The organism is Janibacter sp. CX7, from assembly GCF_024362365.1.
GTDB lineage: Bacteria > Actinomycetota > Actinomycetes > Actinomycetales > Dermatophilaceae > Janibacter.
The window spans coordinates 2323977-2347518 of sequence record NZ_CP101464.1 but is presented as its reverse complement, the minus strand read 5'-3'; the positions used below and the strand labels follow the sequence as shown (position 1 = coordinate 2347518).

Here is a 23542-nt window from a genome sequence, read left to right as displayed (position 1 = left end):
TCTGGAGATCCTCTGCAGATCTGGACGAAGGGGTAGTGGCCTCAGCCCACCGGCAGGCGGGAGACGAACTGCCGCAGCTGCTCGATGTTGCGCACCTCGTGCATGTCGACGACCTCGGCGTAGCGACTGGCCACGGAGTCGCCGGTGTCCCACATGCGGGCGGACTCGGGGTTGAGCCAGGCGGCGTACCGGGCACGGGAGACGAGCTCGCGCAGGGCGTCGACCTGCGGGTTGGTGCCGTTGGTCCGGGCGTCGCCGAGGACGAGGACCGTCGACCGCGGACCGATGGCGTCGAGGTGGTGGTCGACGGCGTCGACGAAGGCGGCGCCGTAGTCGCTCGACCCGTGCCAGCGCGTCATCTGCGCCTCGCGGGCGACGCGCTCGCTGATGTCCTCGCCGAACTGCGCCTCGCGCACCAGCTCGGTGATGTCGTCGCACGTGTTGACGAAGCCGATGAACCGCACCCGGCGGAAGGTCCCCGCGAGCGACTGCAGCAGCAGCATCGTGAACCGGGAGAAGCCCGCCACCGACCCGGACATGTCGCACAGCAGGACGATGTCGGCCCGGCTGCGGGTGCGGCGCTTGTAGGCCGGGCGCACCGGCACCCCACCGGTCGACATCGCCGCGCGCAGGGTCCGGCGGATGTCGATGGTGCCCCGCGACTGCCGCCGCTGGCGGGCGGCGAGCTTGGCCGCGAGCTTGCGCGACAGGGGAGCGATGACCGCGTGCAGCTCGGCCGCCTCGGTCTTGCCGGTGAGCAGGAAGTCCTTGCGCTCCAAGGGGTCTCGCACGCCGTAGCGCGAGATGCGGTCGCGTCCGCGGACCTCGGCATTGCGTCGCGCCGACTCGGTCTCGATCTTGCGACGGAAGGCGCCGACCCGGCGCCGGATCTCGTCGCGGTCGTAGCGGTCGCTCAGCTGCTCGGGCCGCCAGGCGCTGCCCGCGCCGCCGCCACCGCTGCCGGTGGCGCCGCCGCTCCCTTCGCCCGATCCGCCCGAGCCCTCGCCGGACCCGCCGGTGACGTCGCCGGCGTCGCGGGCCCGCTGCAGGGCCGCCGCGATCGCGGTCTGCGGGGCGAGCCGCTCGATGGTCTGGTTGGCCGACCAGCCGCCGGTCGACGACTCGTTGGCCAGCCGGCCCAGCTCGCCGACCGCCCGCGCGGCGAGCCGGTCGAGCTCCTGCTGGTCACCGCGCGCGAGGGCCTCGACGAGCTCCTCGCGGATCGCGGCCGCGCGCTCGCGGGCGCCCGCGGTGTCCGTCGGCTCGAGGTCGGCCGCGTCGCCGGTGCGGTGACCCACGGCAGGGGGGAAGTGGATGTCGAAGAGCTGGTCGAAGACGGCCCGGTCCGCGGACCGTCGCATCATCGTCGCGGCGAGACCGGTGCGCAGGCGCTCGCGGTCGTCGAGGCCGAGCGCCCTTGCGGCAGAGGCGGCGTCGGCCACCTCTGAGGTCCCGACCGTCACGCCGTGCCGGCGCAGCGCCCGGGCGAGGTCGACGAGCCGCTCGCCGAGCGGGTCAGGCGAGGGCACGGTCCAGGTCCAGGGTCTGCACCGCGAGCTCGATGTCCTCGCGGTGCTTGAGGACGACGCCGAGGGTCGAGCGCACGAGCTCCGGCTGCAGCTCGCCGTCGGTGCCCAGGCTGACGAGCGTGCGGGCCCAGTCGATGGTCTCGGCGACCGAGGGCGACTTGCGCAGCCGCATCTCGCGCAGCGCGCCGACGAGCCGCACGACGGAGGCGGCGAGCGTCTCGTCGAGGTCGGGCACGGTCAGGCGCACGATCCGCAGCTCGAGGTCGGACTCGGGGTAGTCGATGTGCAGGTAGAGGCAGCGTCGGCGCAGGGCCTCGGACAGCTCACGGGTGGCATTGGAGGTCAGGACGACGAAGGGGGTCTGGCTCGCCCGGATCGTCCCGAGCTCGGGCACGGTCACCTGGAAGTCGGAGAGCACCTCGAGCAGCAGCCCCTCGATCTCGACGTCGGCCTTGTCGAGCTCGTCGATGAGCAGCACCGTCGGGTGCTCGTTGCGGATCGCGGTGAGCAGCGGCCGGGAGAGGAGGAACTCGTCGGTGAAGATGTCCTCCTTGACCGACGTCCAGTCCGCCTCGTCGGCGCCCGCGGAGTCGTGGTGGGCGCCTGCGGCGGTGATGCGCAGCAGCTGCTTGGCGTGGTTCCACTCGTAGAGCGCGCGCGCCTCGTCGACGCCCTCGTAGCACTGCAGGCGCACGAGCTCGCCGTCCGTCGCCGCCGACACGGCCGCGGAGAGCGCGGTCTTGCCGACACCCGCCGGGCCCTCGATGAGCAGCGGCTTGCCGAGCTGGTCGGCGAGGTAGACGGTCGTCGCGATCTCGTCGGAGGCGAGGTAGCCGTGCTCGGCCAGGCGCTCCGTGACGTCGTCGACCGAGGCGAAGCGGGGGGTGTGCGTCATGCCCGCAGTCTGCCGGACCGCGTCCGTCGGTAGCGTGTGCCCCCATGAGCCCGAGGGTGATCCACACCGCACAGGCGCTCGTCGACGTCGTCGTCGAGGTGCCCGACCTGCCCCGCCGCGGCGGCAACTCGATGGCCACCTCCGTGGCGCGCTACGCCGGGGGAGCGGTGACGATCCTGCTCGCGGCCGTGCGCTCCGGCGCCGCGGCCGTCCATGCGGGGGCCCACGGGCGCGGCCCGAACGGTGACCTCGTCCGCGAGACCCTCACCGCCGACGGCGTCACGCTCTCGGCCCCCGTCGTCGAGGACCTCGACACGGGTGTCTGCATCGTCATGGTCGAGCCCTCCGCGGAGCGGACCTTCGTCACGACGCAGGAGGCCGAGCGGCACATCAGCGTCGAGTCGCTCGCGACGAGCGCGCCGGTCGCGGGGGACCTCGTGTGCGTCAGCGGCTACAGCCTCGTGGGCCGCACCCGCGACCCGCTCCTCGCCTGGCTGGAGTCGCTGCCCGACGAGGTCCTCGTCGTCCTCGACCCCGGTGCGGTCTTCGCCGAGCTGGAGCCCTCCCTTCGCTCCCGGGTCGTCGCGCTCACCGACGTGTGGACCGGCAACGCCGAGGAGTCCGAGGACTTCGGCGGGGCGAAGGGGATGGGGCCGGCCGCCGAGGCCGTGGCCGCACTGCTGAAGCCGGGTGCCGTCGCCGTCGTCCGTGACGGTGAGCAGGGGTGTGCGGTGCACACCGACGGCGTGACGACCGTCGTGCCCGGGTACCCCGAGACGCCGGTTGACACCAATGGCGCCGGCGACACCCACACCGGAGTCCTGCTCGCGGAGGTGGCGAAGGGGGTGGCCTGGCCCGATGCCTGCCGCCGGGCCAATGCGGCCGGGGCCATCAAGGTCACCCGCAAGGGCCCGACGACCGCCCCCACCGCGGCGGAGATCGACGCCTACCTCGCCCAGCGGGGCTGAGCGCGGGTCTCGAGACGCTTGCTGCGCACGCTCCTCGACCAGCGCGAGGGTGTGGCCCCGACCGCCGTTGGCTCAGCGCTCGTCGACGAGCTCGGCGTAGACCACGACATTGTCGACGTGGTGACCCGTCTCGCCGTCGAAGTGACCGCCGCAGGTGATCAGCCGCAGTGCGGCGTGGTCGACCTCCCCGTAGACCTCGTCGGTGGGAAAGTCCGTCTTGGGGTACTGGCCGACGTCGGTCACCTCGAAGACCGCGGTCGACCCGTCCGCGCGGGAGACCTCGACCCGCTGCCCGTCGCGCATCGAGCCCAGCTCGAAGAAGACCGCGGGCCGCTTGTCCCACGTGACGTGACCGGCGAGGACGGCCGGACCGAGCTCCCCGGGGGTGGGGCTGCCGGTGAACCACCCGGTGCTCGTGGCGTCCTGGGGCACCTCCATGGTGTCGTCCGGTTGCAGGCCGAGGTCGATGACCGAGCTGGTGACCCCCAGCGAGGGGATGGACACCGACGTCGGCCGCGAGCGGGCCATCCGTGCGGTGGTGGCCGGTGCGGCCGCGCTCGGGCTCGCCGGGCTGCTCGTCCCCGGGCCCATGTGGTGCCCCGCGTGGCCGGACCCGGAGGTCGGGCTGGCCGACGGTGACGAGCTCGTGCTCGAGCGGCCGTGCCCGGCGTGCCCGCCCTCGGACACGGCGGCCGGCGGGGGCATGCGGGTCTCCTGCTGCGACAGGCCGAAGGCCGTCAGGCTGCCCCCGACGACGGCGAGGGCCACGACCGCGACCGTCACGACCTGCGCGCGACGGCCGCGGCCCCGGGTGCGCTCACGCACGACCGGCTCAGCTCTCCCGCGTCAGGCGACGGCGGTAGGCGAGCAGGCCGACCGCGCCGACCATGGCGAAGGCGCCGGCGCCCAGGGCGCCCTTCGCCTCGACACCCTCGGTGCTCCCGCCGCCCGTCTCGACGCCACCCGTGGGCGGAGCGCCGACGGCCGCGCCGGTGACCGTGCCGCACGTCGCCGGGTTGGTGGCCTCCTCGGGGATGCCCTTGACCCCGACGGACTTCGCGAAGCTCGACTCGCCGAGCGCGTCGAGGTCGTACTTGTCGTTGCCGTTGGCGTCGAGGCCGTGCTGCACGATGTGCAGGTTCTTCAGCTTGGCGCCGGCGCCCTCGGGCAGGGTGATCGTGCGCGAGTACGACAGGTTGCCGTTCGCGTCGGCGGTCGGCATGCGGTCGACGGCGAGACCGCTGTCAGGGCTCGTGTCCCCCTTCGTCGTCAGCGAGATCATGATGTCGCCGTAGGTCGGCAGGCCCTCCTCGGTGTTGACCTGGCCGTCGCCGTCCGCGTCGGCAGCCGACGTCGGGCAGGTGAAGTCCTTGTTCTCGTCGAAGGACCCGTGGAAGTGCTGGGCGTGGGGCGAGTTGGGGGTGAACCCCGTGCCCGTGATGTCGACCGTCAGCTGGTCGCCGGCGAGCGACAGCTGTGCGGTCGACGAGGACCCGCTGTCGTTGCCCATCGTGTCGGTGAGCTTCATCGTCCACTTCTCGTCGGCGCTCGCGCCGTTGGCTCCCGCGAGGAGGATCGCGCACGCGGCCGGGGTGGCGAGGGCGGCCTTGGTGAGGGTGTGCATACCTGACTCCTTCGTCGTGGCCGGCCGATCTCGGATGACCGGAGGCCTCGTGGCAGGAGTTCGGGGCGAAGGGAGGAACGGATGGGTCAGCGCGTGCGGAGCTCGGTGCGGCAGCGCTGCTCGAAGGTGTCGAGCTCGGCGAGCGCGTCGTCGATGTCGCGCCGCCGCTGCTCCAGGTCCGCGCGGCGCTCGTCGATCTGGCCGAGCACGTACTCGAGCTGGCTGCGGCGACCGCGCGGTGCGTCGTAGAGGTCGATGATCTTGGCGATCTCGTCGAGCGGGAAGCCGAGCCGCTTGCCGCGCAGCACCAGAGACAGCCGGGTGCGGTCGCGCCGGTGGAAGAGGCGCGTCGTGCCCTGCCGCTCGGGCGAGATGAGCCCGATGTCCTCGTAGTGCCGGACCGTGCGCGTGGTGATGCCGAACTCGTCGGCGACCTCGCGGATCGTCCACGTCCGCGCGTGCTCGTCGGGAGCATCTGCGCTCGGGGGAGTCGCCCCCTTCGTCCGGCTTGTCATGACCCGAGATGATGCTTTACGTTGACGTCAACGTCAAGCAATGGTGCTGCCGGTGACCCCGGGGCGCCGGGAGAGGTCGGCCATGTTCGAGCTGTCGCAGGACCACGAGGACTTCCGCGCGAGCGTGCGCGACTTCGCCGAGCGCGAGGTGGAGCCGCACGTGGCCCAGTGGGACAAGGACCACCACCTGCCGCTCGAGGTCGTGCACCGCATGGGCGACCTCGGCCTCTTCGGGCTCGTCGTCCCCGAGCGCTGGGGCGGGTCGGCCGAGACCGTCGACGGCGTCGTCCAGTCCGACTTCACCGCCCTGTGCGTCGCGATCGAGGAGCTCGGCCGCATCGACCAGTCCATCGGCATCACGCTCTCCGCCGGCGTCGGCCTGGGCATCAACCCGATCCTCACCTACGGCACCGACGAGCAGCGCGACCGCTGGCTCCCCGACCTCGTCGCCGGGCGCGCGCTCGCCGGCTTCGGTCTCACCGAGCCCGACGCCGGCTCCGACGCCGGTGGCACCCGCACGACGGCGAAGCGCGACGGCGACGAGTGGGTCATCGACGGCGCGAAGTCCTTCATCACCAACTCCGGCACCGACATCACCTCGCTCGTCACGGTGACCGCCCGCACCGGCACGAGCGCGGAGGGTCGCCCGCAGATCTCCGCGATCATCGTCCCCAGCGGCACGCCCGGCTTCACCGTCGAAGCGCCCTACGACAAGCTCGGGTGGAACATCTCCGACACCCACGGGCTGAGCTTCGCCGGCTGCCGCGTCCCCGCCGACCACCTCGTCGGGCAGGAGGGGCAGGGTTTCCGTCAGTTCCTCAAGACGCTCGACGACGGCCGCATCGCCATCTCGGCGCTCGCCACCGGCCTGACCCAGCGGATGCTCGAGCTGGCCACCGACTACGCGCAGACCCGCACCGCCTTCGGCCGGCCGATCGGCGTCAACCAGGGCGTGAGCTTCCAGGTCTCCGACCTCGCCGTCATGGCCGAGACCTCCCGCGTGCTCACCTACAAGGCCGCCTGGCTCAAGGACGAGGCCGACCGCGGTCGTCGCTCGACGCAGGAGGTCGCCAAGGCCGCCTCGATCGCCAAGCTCTACACCTCCGAGGCCGCGGTGAGCGCGACGCGCATCGCCACGCAGGTCTTCGGCGGCAACGGCTTCATGGAGGAGTACCCCGTCGCGCGCTTCTACCGCGACGCCAAGATCCTCGAGATCGGCGAGGGCACCTCCGAGGTGCAGCGCATGGTCATCGCCCGCCACCTCGGCCTGCCGGTCTGAGCCGCCCGGACGAAGGAGAGTCCCAGTGAGCAGCTATCCGCTCGACCCCGCGGTCGAGGACGTCCGCCGCCGTATCCGCGAGGCGCACGAGGCCTCCGAGCGCCCGACCGACAAGGCCGCGGCGAAGCTCGAGTCCCAGGGCAAGCTCTACGTCCGCGACCGCATCGCACTGCTCGTCGACGAGGGCAGCTTCGTCGAGGACGGGCGCTATGCCAATGCGCTCGCGCCCGGGCTGCCGGCCGACGGCGTCGTCACCGGCCGCGGGCTCGTCGACGACCGGCCGGTCATCGTCATCGCCAACGACCCGACGGTCAAGGCCGGCTCGTGGGGCGCCCGCACGGTGGAGAAGATCGTGCGCGCCACCGAGACCGCGCTGCGCGAGGAGCTGCCGGTCTTCTGGCTCGTCGACTCCGCGGGCGCGCGCATCACCGACCAGGTCGAGATGTTCCCGGGACGCCGCGGCGCCGGGCACATCTTCCACAACCAGGTCGCCCTGTCGGGCAAGGTCCCGCAGATCTGCTGCCTCTTCGGCCCGAGCGCCGCCGGCGGCGCCTACATCCCCTCCTTCACCGACCTCGTGATCATGGTCGAGGGCAATGCGTCGATGTACCTCGGCAGCCCGCGCATGGCCGAGATGGTCGTCGGCGAGCGGGTCTCCCTCGATGAGATGGGCGGCGCCCGCATGCACTGCACCGTGAGCGGTGTCGGTGACGTGCTCGTCGCCGACGACACCGAGGCCATCGAGGCGGCCCGCCTGTGGCTGAGCTATCTGCCGCAGAACTGGCACAGCGACCTCCCTTCGTACCAGCCGGAGGAGCCGGCCGCGCCGCTCACCGCCGCGACCATCCCCGAGCGCGAGTCGCAGCCCTTCGACGTGCACGACGTCATCGACGGCCTCGTCGACGACGACTCCTTCTTCGAGGTCAAGGAGCTCTTCGCGACCGAGCTGGTCGTCGGCCTCGGCCGGATGGCGGGGGAGACCGTCGGCATCGTCGCCAACAACTCGATGGCCAAGGGCGGCGTGCTCTTCACCGACAGTGCCGACAAGGCCGCGCGCTTCATCTGGCTGTGCGATGCCTACTCGATCCCGCTGATCTACCTCGCCGACGTCCCGGGCTTCATGATCGGCTCCGAGGTCGAGCGCGGCGGGATCATCCGCCACGGCGCGAAGATGGTCTCGGCCGTCGCCTCGGCGACCGTCCCGCAGTTCTGCGTCATCGTGCGCAAGGCCTACGGCGCCGGTCTCTACGCCATGGGCGGGCCCGGCTTCGCCCCCGACGCGACGATCGCGCTGCCCACCGCCCGCGTCGCGGTCATGGGTCCGGAGGCCGCGGTCAACGCCGTCTACGCCAACAAGATCGCGCAGATCGAGGCCGACGAAGGGGAGGCCGCCCGCGACGAGTTCATCGCCGCGCGTCGCGCCGAGTACCTCGAGGACGTCGACCTCGAGCGGCTGGCCGCGGACCTCGTCATCGACCAGGTTATCGAGCCCGAGGCCCTGCGCGAGGAGCTGCTCGCCCGCCTGCGGCACGCCCGTGGTCGCGACCGCCGCTTCTCAGAGCGTCGGCGGGGAATCCCGCCGGTCTGACCGGCCGTGGCCGTGAGGTCGGGGCGAAGGGGGCGTGACCCAGGCCTCGCCGGCTCGCGCTGCGGAGGCGCCGCCTCGTCGTTACCTTGGGGTAACCAACGTTCCCTGACGAAGGACACCTCGATGAAGACCTGGACCGCCCCCTTCGCCGCCGCTGCCTGTGCGGTCGGCCTCGTCGTCACCGCCGGCTCGGCCGGTGCCGCCACCGACGATCCGCTGCGCGACAAGCTCTACGGGCTGGACCAGGTCCATGCCGAGCAGGCCTGGTCGAGCAGCCGCGGTGCCGGCACCGTCGTCGCCGTCGTCGATACCGGTGTCGACCTCGGTCACCCCGACCTGCAGGGCAGGCTCGTGCCGGGCGCCGACTTCGTCTGCGGCGAGCAGGCCGGCTCGTGCGGCGACGGCAGCTGGAAGGGCCAGGACGGCGAGGGCCAGGAGCCCGACGTCCACGGCACCCACGTCGCGGGCACCATCGCCGCCACCGCTGACAACGGGATCGGCGTCGCCGGTGTCGCCCCCGACGCCAAGGTCATGCCGATCAAGGTCCTCGAGGACGGGTCGGGCACCGCCGAGGACATCGCCGAGGGCATCCGCTACGCGGCGGACAACGGTGCCGACGTCATCAACCTCAGCCTGGGTGGCCTGCCGGGCACCCAGATCTTCTCCATCCTCGGTCTCGACACGACGATGAAGGACGCGATCCAGTACGCCCGCGACAAGGGCACCCTCACGGTGGCCGCGGCGGGCAACACCTCGACCCTGCTGTGCAACGACCCGGCCTTCAGCAGCGACTCGATCTGCGTCGGGGCCACGGACAAGAACGAGATGAAGTCCTACTTCTCCGAGCTGCCGGTCAAGCTCAGCGGCACGGGCGTCGCGGCACCGGGCGGCTCCGGCCGACTCCTCGGCGGCGACTGCTCCGAGGACATCCTCTCGACCGTGCCGCGCGGCACCGGCACCGACGAGTGCGGTGAGGGCAAGGACTACGCGGCCTTCGCCGGCACCTCGATGGCCACCCCGCACGTCGCCGGGGTCGCCGCGATCCTCTTCGGCCAGGGCCGCAGCATGGCCAACGTCGAGCAGGCGATCCTGTCGACCTCGCGGCACCCGCTGCTCGGCACCCGCGGCGGCTACAGCGCGCTCTACGGCCGCGGCATCGTCGACGCCGAGGCCGCGGTGGCCTACGCCCGCGACTGAGCCACCGACCACCAGTCGGTGCCAAGGTCGGTGAGCAGCCGACGCAGCAGGGGCAGGCACAGCCCGACGACGGTGCTCGGGTGGCCCTCGATCGACTCGACGAAGGGAGCGCCCAGCCCGTCGAGGGTGAACCCGCCGGCCACGTGGAGCGGCTCGCCCGTCGCGACGTAGCCCTCGACCTCGGCATCGGTCACCGATGCGAACCTGACGGTCGCACTCGCCGGACCCCCGGCGGTGCGGCCGTCACGCATGTCGACGAGGTGGTGGCCGGTGTGCAGGACCGCCGAGCGGCCACGCACCTGCTCCCACCGCTCGCGGGCGACCTCGGGCGTGCCCGGCTTGCCGTGGACCTGCCCGTCGACCTCGAGGACCGAGTCGCAGGCGAGGACGAAGGGGGTCTGCCCGGCCAGGCGCGAGGCGACGGCCGCTCCCTTCGCCTCGGCCAGCAGCTGCGCCAGCTGCACCGGAGACAGCTGCGGATCCCGTTGCCGCGCAAGGGACTCCACCGCGTGCTCGTCGACATCGCTGACGACGACATCAGGGGCAATGCCGCTGGCACGCAAGAGTCCCAGACGGGCGGGGGAGGCGGACGCGAGGACGAGGGAGACCATGCCCACAGCATGCACCGGTTGCCGGGATGTGACTCGTAGGTAACCATGGTCGTCGCCACACCCGAGGCCATCCCGGTCAGGCGCGCCATCGTCGGCTGGGGAAGGTCTCGTCCCTTCCCTTCCCACGACAGGACTCGCATGTTTTCAAAGAAGAAGCGTGCCGTTGCGGCTGCGGCACTCGCCGTCGCCGTCGGCCTCCCGCTGGCCGGCAATGCCGTCGCCGGACCCCACGACGTCCCGGGCACCGCTGGGGCCAAGACCCTGACCGACACCCCCGAGGCCGCTCGCCCCGCCTTCTACGAGCCGCCGGCGACGATCCCGAGCACGCCCGGCACGATCATCCGCAGCGAGCCGGCCCCGCTGCTGCTCGACCCCTTCGACCTGTCCTCGTCGGTCGTCACCGCGACCCGCATCATGTACTCCTCCACCGACGCCGACGGCACCCCGATCGCCGTCACGGGCACGGTCTTCGTCCCCAAGACGAGCTACGTCGGCGCCTCCCAGCGCCCCCTGATCTCCTATGCGCCCGGCACCCAGGGCATGGGCGACTCCTGCGCCCCGTCGCGGCAGATGGAGAGCTTCTTCGAGTACGAGGGCATCGGTGTCGGCCGGGCCGTCGCCCGTGGCTACGCGGTCGGCATCACCGACTTCCAGGGCCTCGGCACGCCCGGCTCGCACACCTACATGGCCCGCGAGCCCCAGGGCCGCGCGACCCTCGACCTGGCTCGCGCCGCCAAGAACCTGCAGGGCAGCGGCCTCGACAACAAGACCCCGATCGGCCTCATGGGCTACTCCCAGGGTGGCGGCGCCGCGGCTGCTGCGGCCGAGCTGGCGCCGAGCTACGCTCCGGAGCTGAACATCAAGGGCTCGGCCATCGGCGCCCCGCCGGCGGACCTGGCCAAGGTCGGGGCCAACATCGACGGCACGACCTACTCGCTCTTCGCCCTCTTCGCCACCCTCGGCGTGGCCACGACGGAGCACGTCGACCCCAAGCCCTTCCTCAACGCGCAGGGTCTGGAGCTCGCGAGCAAGGTGGAGAGCGCCTGCGTCTTCGACCTCTTCTCCTACGCCAATCTCGACTCCTCGAAGTACACGACGAGCGGCAAGAAGCTCTCGGAGCTGCTCGACGAGGAGCCCTTCAAGTCGGCGATCGCCGAGCAGCGGATCGGCAAGCGCAAGCCCAACGCGCCGGTGCAGATCAACCACTCGCTGGGTGACGACGTCATCCCCTACGCGGTCGGCAAGCAGCTGGCCAGCGACTGGTGCGACAAGGGCACCCGCGTCTCCTTCAACGCCGGCGTGACGCCCACCCACGTCGGTGGCTTCCTCCCGCACGTGGAGAAGTCGATGCTCTTCTTCGAGGCCCGCTTCGCCGGTCTCAACCAGGCGAGCAGCTGCTGGCGCCTCTGATCAGCGCCACGCACGGCGAAGGGGGTGGGACCGGTCGACCGGTCCCACCCCCTTCGTCATGCCGTCAGGTGAGCGAGGCCCCGGTGATGCCGTCCTCGGCGCCGAAGGAGACACGTGACGGGTCGAGGGTGAGCACGAGCGTGCCGCCCTCGCGGTCGGTGTAGGTGGCGCTCGTCGCGGTGCTCGAGGTCCGCGACCAACGGGGGCCGCCGGAGGGGTGGGCTGCGCCGAAGCCGGACTCGACGCCATCGGTGGCATAGGTCCACGCGCTCGAGTCGCCCTTGCCCCAGGCGCGCACGAAGGCATCGGCGTAGGCGGTGGTCGACGTCGGCAGCCCGGCGCCGGAGGTGTCGTCGCCGTTCTCGCCACCGTCGGTCACGTCGAGGGAGGCGCTGGTGACGGCGTGCTCGCCGCCGGAGGCGGCGGTGCCCGCGTCGATCCGCACGGTGAGCACGTCGGAGCCGTCGCCGTAGGTGACGACCATCGAGCCGCCGTCACCGGACATGCCCCGACGCTGCCAGCCGCCCCCGCCCGAGGAGCGCTGACCGAAGAGCGAGCTCACGGCGGTGGGGGTGCCGTAGGTCGAGGCGACGGCCCGGTCACCTCGCCCCCACGCCCGCACGAAGGTGTCGGCGTAGGCGCCGATGTCCTTGGGCGGGGACGACGGGGCGTCGGTGCTCGTCGGCCCGCCGGGTGATGCGTCGGGCCCGCCGGTGCTGGTGCCCGATGAGTTGCCGGGCGGGCCGTTCGTGCTCGCGGCGTCGGGCGAGGTGCCCCGGCCCCCGCCGGGGGAGGGCGAGCTGGTCACCGTCTGGGTCGTCGGTGCATTGCTCGTCGAGCTGGAGTAGGTCACCGTCACGGTGCTGGACGCCTCGCGCTCGTCGGGTCCCGACGAGCAGGCGGTGAGCAGCGCCGCGGCGGCGACGACGGACACGGTCCCCCTGATGTGCTTCACGCGAAGCATGGTAGGCCCACCGCGCGGGCTCGTGGATGGGTAGCCGTGCTCAGCGCAGGACGGCAGCGCGCAGGGTGTCGAGGCCGACGCCGCCGATGTCGAGGGCGCGGCGGTGGAAGGCGCGCAGGTCGAAGTCGGCGCCCTCGCGCCGGGCGGTCTCCTCCCGCAGCTGCAGCCACAGCCGCTCGCCGATCTTGTAGCTCGGCGCCTGGCCGGGCCACCCGAGGTAGCGGTCGAGCTCGAAGCGCAGGAAGCCCTCGTCCATGTTGGCGTGCGCCGAGAGGAATTCCCAGGCCTTGTCGTAGGTCCACGCGCCACCACCGACCTCGGCGGGCGCCTCGAAGCCGCAGTGGACGCCGACGTCGAGGACGACGCGGGCGGCGCGCAGCGACTGCCCGTCGAGCAGACCCATGCGGTTGCCCGGGTCGTCCATGTGCCCGAGCTCGGCCATGAGCCACTCCGCGTAGAGCGCCCAGCCCTCGCCGTGCCCGGAGGTCCACGACGCGAGGCGGCGCCACCGGTTGAGCAGCTCCTTGCGGTGGACGGTCTGGCCGATCTGGAGGTGGTGGCCGGGGACGCCCTCGTGGTAGACGGTCGTCAGCTCGCGCCAGGTGCCGAAGTCGGTGACCCCCTTGGGCACCGACCACCACATGCGCCCGGGCCGGGAGAAGTCGTCGCTCGGCCCGGTGTAGTAGATGCCGCCGGTCTCGGTCGGCGCGATGCGGCACTCGATGGTGCGCACCGGCTCGGGGATGTCGAGGTGGCCGTCGAGCAGCTCGATGGCCTCGTCGGCCTTGCCCTGCATCCACTCGCGCAGCGCGTCGGTGCCGTGCAGCTGGTAGCGCGGGTCGGCGTCGAGGGCCTCGACCGCCTCGCGGACGGTGGCGCCGGGTCGCACCTGCTCGGCGACGGCGGCCATCTCGGCGGTGATCCGGGCGAGCTCCTCCTGCCCCCACGCATAGGTCTCCTCGAGGTCGATCGTCGCGCCGAGGAAGGAGCGCGAGTACAGCTGGTAGTGCTCGCGTCCGCACGCGTCGGCCTCGGGCGCCCGCTCCCGCAGGGGCGTCAGCTGCGTGGCCAGGTCGCGGTAGGCGCCGGCGGCGGCCTCGACGGAGCGGCGCAGGTCGGTGGCGAGGGCCTCGGGCAGGGGAGCGCCGTCGACGCTCGCGCCGGCGAGCACCCCGGCGAAGTAGCCGTCGGGTGCGGTGAGGTCGGCGCACTGCTCGATGCACCGGTCGTACTGACGAAGGGGGGAGACCTGCCCCCGGTCGGCGGCGACGGTGAGCGACTGCACCCACTGCCCGAGGGCGGCGGGCACCTTGGCCATCCGGCTGGCGAAGGTCGCCCAGTCGTCGGTCGTCGCCGTCGGCATGATGTCGAAGACGTCGCGCACGCCCTGCAGCGGCGAGGCGATGACGTTGAGCTCACCGAGGTCGAGGCCGGCCTCGTGGATCTCCTCGGCGAGGCCGAGGCGCTCTTGCATCGCCTCGACGGTCACCCGGTCGACGTCGTCGACGGGTGTGGCGTCGGCGAGGGCGGCGAGGGTCTGGCGGCGCAGGCGCGAGTGCGCGGCATGGCCGTCGGGGGACAGGTCGTCGAGGTCGGCGTCGTGGCCCGGCAGCCCGAGGTGGGTCGCGGAGATGGGGGAGAGGGCCACCTCCGCGTCGAGGTGGGCCTCGGCGATGCGGTCGACGTCGGTCTGCGGGCGGTGGGTCTCGGCGGTCACACCGGGACGCTACCTCCCTTCGGCCGGGGGTGGGCTCACTGCACGAGGGTCTCGTCGACGAAGCACCAGCGCCACGCCTCGCCCGGCTCGAGGGAGCGCATGACGGGGTGTCCGGTGCGCTCGAAGTGCGTCGTCGCGTGCCCGTGCGAGGAGTCGCAGCAGCCGACGTGGCCGCAGGTCAGGCACACCCGCAGGTGCAGCCAGGTCGTGCCCTCGAGCAGGCACTCCTCGCATCCCTCGGGCTCGCGGGGGACGACGCACTCGGGCAGCTGCTGCTGGTGGGTGCACTCGCCGGTGACGCTCGGGGGCGCGACGAGCTGCGTGCCGCGCAGCGCCTCGGCCCGGGCGCCGATCGACTCGAGGGTGGACTCCTCGACGTCGAGGGCGGCCAGGACCGTCGTGAGCACCTCGTGGTCGACGAGCCCCTCGTCGCGGATGCGCAGCAGCTCGGCGCGCTCGGCCTGGAGCATCGGCAGCCGCAGCCGCCGATAGGTGTCGCTCGGCGACTCCGCGTCGCCGTGGCCGAGGCGTTCCCACACCCGGTTGACCCGCATGCGGGCCTGCTCGCGCAGGCGGTCGGCGACGTCCCGGTCGACGTCGGGCAGCTCGTCGAGACGACGCAGCCCGGCGCCGACGGCGGCCTGGGTCACCGTGGCCTCCTGCAGCGCGTCCTCGCGCGGGTCGGGGCCGCTGACGCCGAGGGCCCGGGCGAGGGCGGGCAGGGTCGTGCCCTGGATGAGCAGCGTGCCGATGGTGACGACCATGGCGATGAGCACGAGGGTCGGTCGGTGCGGGGTGTCCGGGGGCAGGAGCAGGGCGGCGGCCAGGGTGACGACCCCTCGCATGCCGGCCCAGCTGACGACCGCGCCCTCGCCGGCCGGGGCGAGCCGGTCGCGCTCCCGGCGGGAGGCCATGGCGCGCAGCCAGCGGAAGGGAAAGACCCACAGGGGTCGCAGCACCAGCACGGTGACGAGGATCGCCAGGCCCACGAGGAGGGTCCGGCCGAGGCCGAGCTGCGAGTCCTGCACGTCGGTGACGAGCGAGCTCAGCTGGAGGCCGATGACGAGGAAGACGGCATTTTCGAGGATGAACTGCACGCTCGCCCAGTTCCACCGCTCGGCGAGGCGGGAGCGGGCATTCTGCAGGACCGGGGCGCGGTGGCCGAGCAGCAGGCCGGTCGTGACGACCGACAGGACCCCGGAGGAGTGCAGCAGCTCGGCGGGCAGGTAGGCGGCGAAGGGGGCGATGAAGCTCAGCGTCGTGTCGGCCACCGGTGCGTTGACGTGCTTGCGCACGACGGCGAGGACCTTGTAGGCGACCATGCCGATGAGCACGCCGCCGACGGCGGCGCGCACGAAGTCGATGCCCACCGAGGTCACCGTGACCTCGAAGGCGCCATGGCTGCCGTGGCCCGCGGCCAGGCCGGCGGCGGTCAGCGCGGTGCGCAGCGAGACGAGGGCGGTCGCGTCGTTGAGGAGGGACTCGCCCTCGAGGAGGGTGACGGCCCGGCGCGGCAGCCCGATCGCCCGGGCGACCGCCGTCGCGGCGACCGCGTCGGGCGGGGCGACGATCGCGCCGAGCGCGAAGGCCAGGGCGAAGGAGATCGGCAGCAGCGCGCTCGCGACAACCGCGACGCCGAGCGCCGTGAAGAGCACGAGCCCCACCGACAGGCCCGCGATCGCCACCCGCTGCGCCTTGAGGTCGACGAGCGAGGTCGAGATCGCCGTCGCGTAGAGCAGCGGGGGCAGCAGCCCGATGAGGACGACCTCGGACGAGAGGGTGACCTCGGGGACCCACGGGACGAAGGAGGCCGCCGCGCCGGCGGCGAGGAGCAGCAGCGGGGAGAGCGCGCCGAGCCGCGAGGCCAACCCGTGGACCAGCAGGGAGGCGACGGCGACGGCGAGGAGGGTGAGGGCGAGGTCCACGAAGGCATTGTCGTCCTCCGGAGGGCGTCTCGGGATGCGACGGCGCCTCGGGCCGTCGCCGGACCGGTGCCACGATCGCTGGATGACCCGCTACCTCCACGGCCATGCCGCTCCGGTCGTGTCCTCGCACGCGGCCCGCACCGCCGAGACCTCCGCCGGCTACCTCCTGCCGCACCTGCGGCCGGGCCAGCGGGTCCTCGACGTCGGGTGCGGCCCCGGCTCGATCACCCTCGACCTCGCGCAGCGGGTCGCGCCGGGTGAGGCGGTCGGCGTCGACGCGTCGGCCGAGGTCGTCGAGACTGCCCGGGCCGCCGCCCGCGAGGCCGGGGACGAGCGCACGAGCTTCGAGGTGGCGGACGCGATGGCGCTGCCCTGGGCGGACGACTCCTTCGACGTCGTGCACGCCCATCAGGTGCTCCAGCACGTGGTCGACCCCGTGGGGCTGCTGCGCGAGATGGCGCGGGTGACCCGTCCGGGTGGTCTCGTCGCCGCGCGCGATGCGGACTACGAGGCGATGACCTGGGCGCCGGCGCACCCGGGGCTCACCCGCTGGCTCGAGCTCTACCGGGCGGCAGCGCGGGGCACCGGGGCCGAGCCCGACGCCGGCCGCCACCTGCTCGGGTGGGCGCACGCCGCCGGCCTCACCGACGTCACGGCGACGGCCTCGGTGTGGTGCTACGCCGACGACGAGGCGCGTGAGTGGTGGGGCGGGCAGTGGCAGCGCCGGGCGGTCGAGTCCGGGTTCCACGACGAGGTCCTGCGCCAGGGCCTGTCCGACGCAGCGGGCATCGCCGACGTCGTCGAGGGGTGGCGGGCGTGGACGCACTCGCCCGACGGGTGGTTCGTCGTCGTGCACGGCGAGGTGCTCGCCCGGGTGTCTGCCGCCGACTGACGACCCCGGTGCGATACTCGGGGCCGCCCGTGACCCCCCTTCGTCCTCCTGGAGTGCCTGCATGACGATCACCGCCGCCGTTGACGGCTCCGCCCTCGGCAACCCCGGCCCGGCCGGCTGGGGCTGGTACATCGACGAGGACCGATGGGCGCGCGGAGGCTGGCCGCACGGCACCAACAACATGGGCGAGCTGACCGCCGTCCTCGACCTGCTGCAGCAGACGGCGCACCTCGACGAGGAGCTGCACGTCATCTGCGACAGCAAGTACGTCATCAACTCGATCACCCAGTGGATGCCCGGCTGGAAGCGCAAGGGCTGGCGCAAGAAGGACGGCAAGCCGGTCCTCAACGTCGAGATCATGCAGGCGCTCGACGCGGCGATGCAGGGCCGGCGGGTGAGCTTCGAGTGGGTCAAGGGGCACGCCGGCCACGAGCTCAACGAGCACGCCGACCGGCTGGCCACGAGCGCCGCCGCTGCCTGGTCGAAGGGGGCTGCCCCCGAGCCCGGCCCCGGCATCCCGGGCGCCGGGTCGGGTCCTGCGACGCCGGCTCCCTCGGCCGAGCCCACCACCACCGAGGCGCCGGACGAGCCGCTGTCGCTCTTCTGAGGGTCCGGGGTCAGAGCCGGCCGAGCAGCTCCTCGCGGCGGTGCTCGGCGAGGGTGCCGGAGTCGATGGCGAGCCGGGTGGCGTCCCGGTCACCGAGGAAGGCGCGCAGCAGGGTCGGCACGTCGAGGCCCGAGCCCGACGGGGTCACGGTGATCTGGTCGCCCGGTCGGATCTCGCCGGATTGCACGACCTGAAGGTAGGCGCCGCTGCGGCCGTGCGCGGCGAAGCGCTTGACCCAGCCCCGCTCGCCCATCCGCTCGGCGAAGGTCGCGCAGGGCACGCGGGGCCCGCGCACCTCGAGCACGGCGCTCCCGACGTGCCACACGTCGCCGATCTCGCTCGCGTCGACGTCGAGGCCGCTCGTCGTGAGGTTCTCCCCGAACATGCCATCGGGCAGCTCTCGTCCCAGGGCTGCCGCCCAGGCATCGAGCTCCTCGCGGGCGAAGGCGTAGACCGCCTGGTCGCTCCCGCCGTGGTGGCGTCCGTCGCCGATGTGGTCGCCCTCGACGCCGGAGACTCCTGCGCCGTCCTCGACGCGCTTGGGCCCGGGGTCGGCGACGGTGATGACGTCGACGGGCTGCTTGCCGATGCCGGTGGGCCTCCCCTTCGGCACGCGCTGGAGCATGGGTCGGCCGACGTTGACGCTCAGGACGCGGGGGAGGGGCACCCGTGGAGCCTACGTCTCGGGCGGTCGCCGTCCCGGCCCGACCTCGCCTCCGGGTCGAAGAAGGAACGCTCGCTCGAGCGAGCGTTCCTTCTTCGAAGGGGGATCCACAGCCCGGATCGAGGGCTGGGCGACATCCACATGTTGGTCCCCGTGGAGGACTCGGTGCGTGCCGGGGCGCCATCGTGGCGGCTGTGGGAGACAAGCCAGCGAGCCGGACGGAGACCGCGGCCGCGCTGCGGGCGGCCGCCTGCGATGCTGCCCTCGCCAGCGACGGGCTGCTCGCGCGTGCGCAGCTGCGAGAGCTCGGGATCGACCGCAACCGCGTGGCGCGTGAGGTGTCCGCCGGGCGGTGGCGCCTGCACGGGCGGCAATCGGTGGCCGTGCACACGGGCGAGCTCTCCACGACGGCGCGAGCGTGGTCGGCCGTGCACGAGAGCGGAGGAGATGCACTCGTCGACGGGGTCACCAGCTTGCAGCTTGCCGGGGTGCGGGGACTGACCGATGAGGCCGTCCACGTCTCGTTGCACCACCTGTGCCAGACGCGGCAGATCGCGGGCGTCGTCCAGCACAAGGTGTCCCGACGGGTCGAGGGCGAAGGGGTGAGCGCCGGTGTCCCTCGGACGCCACCGGCCCTGGCGGCCGTTCGCGCTGCGAGCTGGGCTGCCTCGGACCGGCAGGCGGCTCTCTTCCTCGTGATGCCCGTGCAGCAGCGCATCATCACGGGTGGCCACCTCGTCGCCGCCGCGGAGCTCTACCGGGGCAGGCGCCGGTGCGCGGTCATCCGCGACCTCGTCGCCGACATCGCCGACGGCGCCCACTCCCTGGGGGAGCTCGACATCGGGCCGTGGCTGCGCGCTCGGGGTCTGCCGATGCCCAGCCGGCAGTCCGTGCGTGCGGTCGGGGGCCGCACCAGGTACCTCGACGTGTGCTGGGACGACGTGGGGTTGGCGCTCGAGATCGACGGCGCGGCCCACACCGAGGGCCTGGAGGTGGCGCACGACCATCTGCGGCAGAACTCGCTGGTCATGGATGACCACCTCGTCCTGCGGATGAGTCTGATCGGGCTGCGCGTCGTCCGCGAGGAGTTCCTCGACCAGGTGGTCGAGGCCTACCGGATGCTCAGGGAGCGGTCGCGCAGGAGTGCCTGAATCGAAGAAGGAACGCCCGCTCGAGCGGGCGTTCCTTCTTCGAATGCGCGGCCCCTGGGCAGCAGCGGGCCGGGTGAATCGGGTGTCAGGTCAGCGGGGGAGGGCGGAGGCCGCCCAGCCGCCTCGCGAGGGGTGCACCGCCGGGCGGACCAGCCGCTCGGGCGAGGACCAGCGCGAAGGGGGACCCGCCGGGGCCTCCTCCTCGCCGCCACCCAGCCCGGACAGGACCGCGACGAGCGCCGCGACCTGCTCCGGCGAGGCGTCGCCGAGGACCTCGATGCGCGGGCCCGCGGGCGCCGCAGCCTCGGGCTGCTCGCCCTGCTCGGACGACTGCTCCTGCGAAGCCATCACAGCGGAATGTTCCCGTGCTTCTTGGGCGGCAGGGTCTCCCGCTTGGTGCGCAGGGCCCGCAGCGCCTTGGAGATGTTCATCCGCGTGTTGCTCGGCGTGATGACGGTGTCGATGTAGCCACGCTCGGCGGCGACGTAGGGGTTGGCGAGGGCGTCCTCGTAGGCGGTGATGAACTCCTGCCGGGCCGCCTCGACGTCGCGGCCCTCGGACTCGGCCGCGGCGATCTGCTTGCGGTAGAGGATGTTGACCGCGCCCTGCGCGCCCATGACGGCGATCTGGGCGGTCGGCCACGCGAGGTTGATGTCGGCGCCGAGGTGCTTGGAGCCCATGACGTCGTAGGCGCCCCCGTAGGCCTTGCGGGTGATGACCGTGACGAGCGGGACGGTCGCCTCGGCGTAGGCGTAGATGAGCTTCGCGCCGCGGCGGATGATGCCGTTCCACTCCTGGTCGGTGCCGGGGAGGAAGCCGGGGACGTCGACGAAGGTGAGGACCGGGACGTTGAAGGCGTCGCAGGTGCGCACGAAGCGGGCGGCCTTCTCCGAGGCGTCGATGTCGAGGGTGCCGGCGAACTGCATCGGGTTGTTGGCGACGATGCCGACCGACTGGCCCTCGACGCGGGCGAAGCCGCAGATGATGTTCGGCGCGAAGAGCGGGTGCACCTCGAGGAACTCGCCGTCGTCGACGACGGTCTCGATGACGGCCTTCATGTCGTAGGGCATGTTCGCCGAGTCGGGGATGATCGTGTCGAGCGCCAGGTCGGTGTCGTTGACCGCGAGGTCGAGCTCGCCGCCGAAGACGGGCGCCGTCTCGAGGTTGTTGCTCGGCAGGTACGACAGGAGCGCCTTGACGTAGTCGATGGCGTCCTCCTCGTCGGTGCCCATGTAGTGCGCGACACCCGACTTGGTGTTGTGCGAGCGGGCGCCGCCGAGGTCCTCGAACTCCACGTCCTCACCGGTGACGGTCTTGATGACGTCGGGGCCGGTGATGAACATGTGCGAGGTCTGGTCGACCATGACGGTGAAGTCGGTGACGGCGGGGGAGTAGACGGCGCCGCCGGCGCAGGGGCCCATGATGAGCGAGATCTGCGGGATGACGCCTGAGGCGTGCACGTTGCGCTTGAAGATCTCGCCGTAGAGACCGAGGGAGACGACACCCTCCTGGATGCGCGCGCCGCCGGAGTCGTTGAGCCCGACGACGGGGCAGCCGATCTTCATCGCGAAGTCCATGACCTTGGTGATCTTCTCGCCGAAGACCTCACCGAGGGACCCGCCGAAGACCGTGAAGTCCTGCGCGAAGACCGCGACCTGACGACCGTCGACCGTGCCGTAGCCGGTGACGACGCCGTCGCCGTAGGGGCGGTTGGCCTCCTGGCCGAAGGCGGTCGAGCGGTGGCGCGCGTACTTGTCCATCTCGACGAAGCTGTCCTCGTCGAGGAGGAGCGCGATCCGCTCTCGGGCGGTCTTCTTGCCGCGGGCGTGCTGCTTCTCGATGGCACGCTCGGATCCGGCATGCGCGACCTCGGCCACCCGACGCTTCAGGTCGGCGAGCTTGCCGGCCGTCGTGTGGATGTCGATGCCGTCGGGGACGTCGGTGCCACCGATCGCCTGAGCGTCAGTGGTCTCGGTGCTCTGGGACATGACGCGCAGCCTAGCCTTGCGCGCATGCTCCCTCCGATCGACGTCCAGCGTCTGACCACGGCGTTACCCACCTCACAGGGGTGGGGTGCGGTCGTGCACCGCGAGGTCACCGGATCGACCAATGCCGACGTCCTCGAGCGCGCGGTGCCGTGGTCCCCGGTGCTCGCCGACCTGCAGACGGCCGGCCGCGGACGTCTCGGTCGCGCCTGGCAGGAGGTCCCCGGTGCCGGGCTGGCGATGTCGGTGCTCGTCCCGACCGTCCCTGCACCCGGCTGGCTGCCCCTGGCCGCCGGGCTCGCCGTGCGTTCCGCGCTGACCGAGGTCGGCGTGGCCGCCGAGCTCAAGTGGCCCAACGACGTCCTCGTGCCCGCCGACGGTGACCGCAAGGTCTGCGGCGTCCTGTGCCAGATGCTCCCGTCCGGCACCGGCGTGGTCGTCGGCATCGGGATCAACGTGCACCACGAGCGCGACCAGCTGCCCGTGGCGACGGCGACCTCCCTTCGCCTCGTCGGTGCACAGGTCGACCGCACCGACCTCGCCGCCTCCGTCCTCCGCGGGCTCCGCGGGCTGCATGCCGACCTCGCGACAGGCGACGAGCGGGCGAAGGGGGTCCACCTCGCCTATCGCGAGGCCTGCGGCACCATCGGTCGCCTCGTCGACGTCCACCGGCCCGACGGCTCCGTGGTCACCGCGACGGCCACCGGTGTCGACGACGACGGGAGGCTGGTCGTCAGCGCCGACGGGCGCTCGGATACGGTGGCGGCAGGTGACGTGCAGCACATCCGCCCCGCGGGCACGTCGCCTCGTCCGTGACCGGGGGCCGGTCACGCGTCCCCCGGAGCGTGGAGGTGGCAGTGTCGAGCGATCCCACTGACGACCCCACCGCCGCGGCGGCGGCGCACGCCGACGGACACGACCCCGGGCACGACCCGGCGCTCGAGGCCTTCGAGCGGGCGATGCTCGGTCGGCCCGCGAGCATGGGGCGACGCGAGGTCTCCCGCGAGGCGGGCGTCTCGATACGCTCGGCTCGCAAGTTCTGGCACGCCATGGGGTTCCCGGTCGTCCAGGAGGGCGACACGATGTTCACCGAGGCCGACCTCGAGGCGCTCACGCGGGTGGCGACGATGGTCCGCGAGGACGACATCCCCGAGGAGTTCGCGCTCGCGATGACCCGGGCGATCGCACGCACGATGGACCGGCTCGCCGCCTGGCAGGGGCAGCTGGTCAGCGAGGAGATCGCCCGCCAGCGGCAGGGTGACGGCGAGTCGACCGGTGACGACTCCGGCCAGGCCCCGTCGGGGGCCGAGGACGACGCGACCCCGCTCGGTGCGGCCGCCGCGTCGACCCGCGATGCCGAGGCCGCCGCCACCTGGCTCGCCGACCTGTCCGACGAGCTCGAGCCGCTCGTCGTCTACGTGTGGCGCCGCCAGCTCACGGCGACGATCCAGCGCCTGCTGACCGTCGAGGAGGACGGCAGCCGTGCCTCGGTCATCGGCTTCGCCGACCTGGTCAACTTCACGTCCGTCGTGCGTCGACTCACCGAGCGCGACCTCGCCCGCATGGTCCAGCGCTTCGAGGACCTGTGCACCGACGTCGTCACCGCCCACGGTGGCCGCGTCGTCAAGACCGTGGGCGACGAGGTGCTCTTCCAGACCTTCGAGGTCGCGCCCGCCGCGGCCATCTCGCTCGACCTCGTCGAGGCGATGAGCGAGGACGACCTGCTCCCGTCGGCGCGCGTCGGCATGGCCCACGGGCCGGTCGTGCGGCGTCTGGGCGACGTCTTCGGAACGACGGTCAACCGCGCCAGCCGGCTCACCGCGGTCGCGCCGCCCGGTGGTGTCTTCGTCGACGACGCGCTGGCCCGCCTGCTGGAGCCGCTCAGCGGATTTTCGACCCTGCCGACCCGCCCGCGCTCGCTGCGTGGCATCGGCGAGGTCGCCCCCAGCCGGCTCGTGCGGGTCACCGGTGTGCGCGGCCCTGCGCATGTCACCGCGCACGTCTGAGCTGCAGTTCCTATG

General features: G+C 72.6%; 21 protein-coding genes and 1 pseudogene. 10 read left to right on the top strand and 12 right to left on the bottom strand.

Annotation, left to right across the window (positions count from 1 at the left end; translation table 11 throughout):
- Positions 1-41: 41 nt before the first annotated feature.
- Positions 42-1529, bottom strand: coding sequence for a VWA domain-containing protein (locus NMQ01_RS11530; RefSeq protein ID WP_255184071.1), 1488 nt, complete (start codon positions 1527-1529; stop codon positions 42-44).
- On the bottom strand, positions 1516-2424 hold the full coding sequence (locus tag NMQ01_RS11525; RefSeq protein WP_255184070.1) for a MoxR family ATPase: 909 nt from the start codon (positions 2422-2424) through the stop codon (positions 1516-1518). Before NMQ01_RS11525 ends, NMQ01_RS11530 begins: the two co-directional genes overlap by 14 nt.
- A gap of 44 nt (positions 2425-2468) precedes the next feature.
- Between NMQ01_RS11525 and NMQ01_RS11520 the strand changes: the two genes are divergently transcribed.
- Positions 2469-3392, top strand: coding sequence for a PfkB family carbohydrate kinase (locus tag NMQ01_RS11520; protein ID WP_255184069.1), 924 nt, complete (start codon positions 2469-2471; stop codon positions 3390-3392).
- A 72-nt stretch (positions 3393-3464) separates the two neighbouring features.
- Here the strand turns inward: NMQ01_RS11520 and NMQ01_RS11515 are convergent, their stop codons facing one another.
- The 3 genes from NMQ01_RS11515 to NMQ01_RS11505 all read right to left on the bottom strand — a co-directional run bounded on the left by NMQ01_RS11515 (position 3465) and on the right by NMQ01_RS11505 (position 5531).
- The gene (locus NMQ01_RS11515) at positions 3465-4217 is read right to left on the bottom strand and encodes a class F sortase (protein ID WP_255184068.1); all 753 of its coding nucleotides are present in this window, start codon (positions 4215-4217) and stop codon (positions 3465-3467) included.
- Positions 4218-4224: 7 nt separating this feature from the next.
- The gene (locus NMQ01_RS11510) at positions 4225-5016 is read right to left on the bottom strand and encodes a hypothetical protein (protein ID WP_255184067.1); all 792 of its coding nucleotides are present in this window, start codon (positions 5014-5016) and stop codon (positions 4225-4227) included.
- An 86-nt stretch (positions 5017-5102) separates the two neighbouring features.
- The gene (locus tag NMQ01_RS11505; RefSeq protein WP_255184066.1) at positions 5103-5531 is read right to left on the bottom strand and encodes a MerR family DNA-binding transcriptional regulator; all 429 of its coding nucleotides are present in this window, start codon (positions 5529-5531) and stop codon (positions 5103-5105) included.
- An 82-nt stretch (positions 5532-5613) separates the two neighbouring features.
- Here NMQ01_RS11505 and NMQ01_RS11500 point away from each other — a divergent pair, with 82 nt between their 5' ends.
- From NMQ01_RS11500 to NMQ01_RS11490, 3 genes are all read left to right on the top strand, one after another.
- Entirely contained in the window at positions 5614-6810 is a 1197-nt protein-coding gene (locus tag NMQ01_RS11500) for an acyl-CoA dehydrogenase family protein (RefSeq protein WP_255184065.1), read from the top strand.
- 25 nt (positions 6811-6835) lie between these two features.
- Positions 6836-8398, top strand: a complete 1563-nt coding sequence (locus NMQ01_RS11495; protein ID WP_255184064.1) for an acyl-CoA carboxylase subunit beta — start codon at positions 6836-6838, stop codon at positions 8396-8398.
- 123 nt (positions 8399-8521) lie between these two features.
- On the top strand, positions 8522-9595 hold the full coding sequence (locus NMQ01_RS11490; protein WP_255184063.1) for a S8 family serine peptidase: 1074 nt from the start codon (positions 8522-8524) through the stop codon (positions 9593-9595).
- On the opposite strand, the gene NMQ01_RS11485 is transcribed toward NMQ01_RS11490, so the two are convergent.
- Complete coding sequence (locus tag NMQ01_RS11485; RefSeq protein WP_255184062.1) at positions 9580-10206, bottom strand: nucleoside triphosphate pyrophosphatase; 627 nt, start codon at positions 10204-10206, stop codon at positions 9580-9582. The genes NMQ01_RS11490 and NMQ01_RS11485 overlap by 16 nt on opposite strands.
- 138 nt (positions 10207-10344) lie before the next feature.
- On the opposite strand from NMQ01_RS11485, the gene NMQ01_RS11480 reads away from it, so the two are divergent.
- Positions 10345-11616: a lipase family protein gene (locus NMQ01_RS11480; protein ID WP_255184061.1), complete on the top strand. Its 1272-nt coding sequence runs from the start codon at positions 10345-10347 to the stop codon at positions 11614-11616.
- Positions 11617-11680: 64 nt separating this feature from the next.
- On the opposite strand, the gene NMQ01_RS11475 is transcribed toward NMQ01_RS11480, so the two are convergent.
- The 3 genes from NMQ01_RS11475 to NMQ01_RS11465 are packed head-to-tail and all read right to left on the bottom strand — an operon-like array spanning position 11681 to position 16222.
- Positions 11681-12571, bottom strand: coding sequence for a hypothetical protein (locus NMQ01_RS11475; protein ID WP_255184060.1), 891 nt, complete (start codon positions 12569-12571; stop codon positions 11681-11683).
- Between the two features lie 49 nt (positions 12572-12620).
- The gene (locus NMQ01_RS11470) at positions 12621-14297 is read right to left on the bottom strand and encodes a DUF885 domain-containing protein (RefSeq protein WP_255184059.1); all 1677 of its coding nucleotides are present in this window, start codon (positions 14295-14297) and stop codon (positions 12621-12623) included.
- 35 nt (positions 14298-14332) lie between these two features.
- Entirely contained in the window at positions 14333-16222 is a 1890-nt protein-coding gene (locus NMQ01_RS11465) for a cation:proton antiporter (RefSeq protein ID WP_255184058.1), read from the bottom strand.
- An 82-nt stretch (positions 16223-16304) separates the two neighbouring features.
- Here NMQ01_RS11465 and NMQ01_RS11460 point away from each other — a divergent pair, with 82 nt between their 5' ends.
- Positions 16305-17114, top strand: a complete 810-nt coding sequence (locus tag NMQ01_RS11460) for a methyltransferase domain-containing protein (protein ID WP_255184057.1) — start codon at positions 16305-16307, stop codon at positions 17112-17114.
- Positions 17115-17175: 61 nt separating this feature from the next.
- Positions 17176-17628: pseudogene (locus tag NMQ01_RS11455) on the top strand (ribonuclease H); the annotation flags it as partial.
- A 103-nt stretch (positions 17629-17731) separates the two neighbouring features.
- On the opposite strand, the gene NMQ01_RS11450 reads toward NMQ01_RS11455, so the two are convergent.
- Complete coding sequence (locus NMQ01_RS11450; RefSeq protein ID WP_255184056.1) at positions 17732-18388, bottom strand: MOSC domain-containing protein; 657 nt, start codon at positions 18386-18388, stop codon at positions 17732-17734.
- Between the two features lie 191 nt (positions 18389-18579).
- Here NMQ01_RS11450 and NMQ01_RS11445 point away from each other — a divergent pair, with 191 nt between their 5' ends.
- Positions 18580-19536, top strand: coding sequence for a hypothetical protein (locus tag NMQ01_RS11445; protein ID WP_255184055.1), 957 nt, complete (start codon positions 18580-18582; stop codon positions 19534-19536).
- Positions 19537-19626: 90 nt separating this feature from the next.
- Here NMQ01_RS11445 and NMQ01_RS11440 read toward each other — a convergent pair whose 3' ends face one another.
- Together NMQ01_RS11440 and NMQ01_RS11435 are read right to left on the bottom strand one after the other, a co-directional pair.
- Positions 19627-19884, bottom strand: coding sequence for an acyl-CoA carboxylase subunit epsilon (locus NMQ01_RS11440; RefSeq protein ID WP_255184054.1), 258 nt, complete (start codon positions 19882-19884; stop codon positions 19627-19629).
- Positions 19884-21524, bottom strand: a complete 1641-nt coding sequence (locus NMQ01_RS11435) for an acyl-CoA carboxylase subunit beta (protein ID WP_255184053.1) — start codon at positions 21522-21524, stop codon at positions 19884-19886. The genes NMQ01_RS11440 and NMQ01_RS11435 overlap by 1 nt, the downstream gene beginning before the upstream one ends.
- Before the next feature lie 24 nt (positions 21525-21548).
- On the opposite strand from NMQ01_RS11435, the gene NMQ01_RS11430 reads away from it, so the two are divergent.
- Both NMQ01_RS11430 and NMQ01_RS11425 read left to right on the top strand, forming a co-directional pair.
- Positions 21549-22337: a biotin--[acetyl-CoA-carboxylase] ligase gene (locus NMQ01_RS11430; RefSeq protein WP_255184052.1), complete on the top strand. Its 789-nt coding sequence runs from the start codon at positions 21549-21551 to the stop codon at positions 22335-22337.
- 41 nt (positions 22338-22378) lie between these two features.
- Complete coding sequence (locus tag NMQ01_RS11425) at positions 22379-23527, top strand: adenylate/guanylate cyclase domain-containing protein (protein WP_255184051.1); 1149 nt, start codon at positions 22379-22381, stop codon at positions 23525-23527.
- Positions 23528-23542: the final 15 nt, after the last annotated feature.

What these genes read in the sequence shown, in the direction of transcription:
- NMQ01_RS11525 (WP_255184070.1), bottom strand. Translation starts at nt 2,424, where the DNA reads ATGACGCACACCCCCCGCTTCGCCTCGGTCGACGACGTCACGGAGCGC.
- NMQ01_RS11520 (WP_255184069.1), top strand. Translation starts at nt 2,469, where the DNA reads ATGAGCCCGAGGGTGATCCACACCGCACAGGCGCTCGTCGACGTCGTC.
- NMQ01_RS11510 (WP_255184067.1), bottom strand. Translation starts at nt 5,016, where the DNA reads ATGCACACCCTCACCAAGGCCGCCCTCGCCACCCCGGCCGCGTGCGCG.
- NMQ01_RS11505 (WP_255184066.1), bottom strand. Translation starts at nt 5,531, where the DNA reads ATGACAAGCCGGACGAAGGGGGCGACTCCCCCGAGCGCAGATGCTCCC.
- NMQ01_RS11500 (WP_255184065.1), top strand. Translation starts at nt 5,614, where the DNA reads ATGTTCGAGCTGTCGCAGGACCACGAGGACTTCCGCGCGAGCGTGCGC.
- NMQ01_RS11490 (WP_255184063.1), top strand. Translation starts at nt 8,522, where the DNA reads ATGAAGACCTGGACCGCCCCCTTCGCCGCCGCTGCCTGTGCGGTCGGC.
- NMQ01_RS11485 (WP_255184062.1), bottom strand. Translation starts at nt 10,206, where the DNA reads ATGGTCTCCCTCGTCCTCGCGTCCGCCTCCCCCGCCCGTCTGGGACTC.
- NMQ01_RS11480 (WP_255184061.1), top strand. Translation starts at nt 10,345, where the DNA reads ATGTTTTCAAAGAAGAAGCGTGCCGTTGCGGCTGCGGCACTCGCCGTC.
- NMQ01_RS11460 (WP_255184057.1), top strand. Translation starts at nt 16,305, where the DNA reads ATGACCCGCTACCTCCACGGCCATGCCGCTCCGGTCGTGTCCTCGCAC.
- NMQ01_RS11440 (WP_255184054.1), bottom strand. Translation starts at nt 19,884, where the DNA reads ATGGCTTCGCAGGAGCAGTCGTCCGAGCAGGGCGAGCAGCCCGAGGCT.
- NMQ01_RS11435 (WP_255184053.1), bottom strand. Translation starts at nt 21,524, where the DNA reads ATGTCCCAGAGCACCGAGACCACTGACGCTCAGGCGATCGGTGGCACC.
- NMQ01_RS11430 (WP_255184052.1), top strand. Translation starts at nt 21,549, where the DNA reads ATGCTCCCTCCGATCGACGTCCAGCGTCTGACCACGGCGTTACCCACC.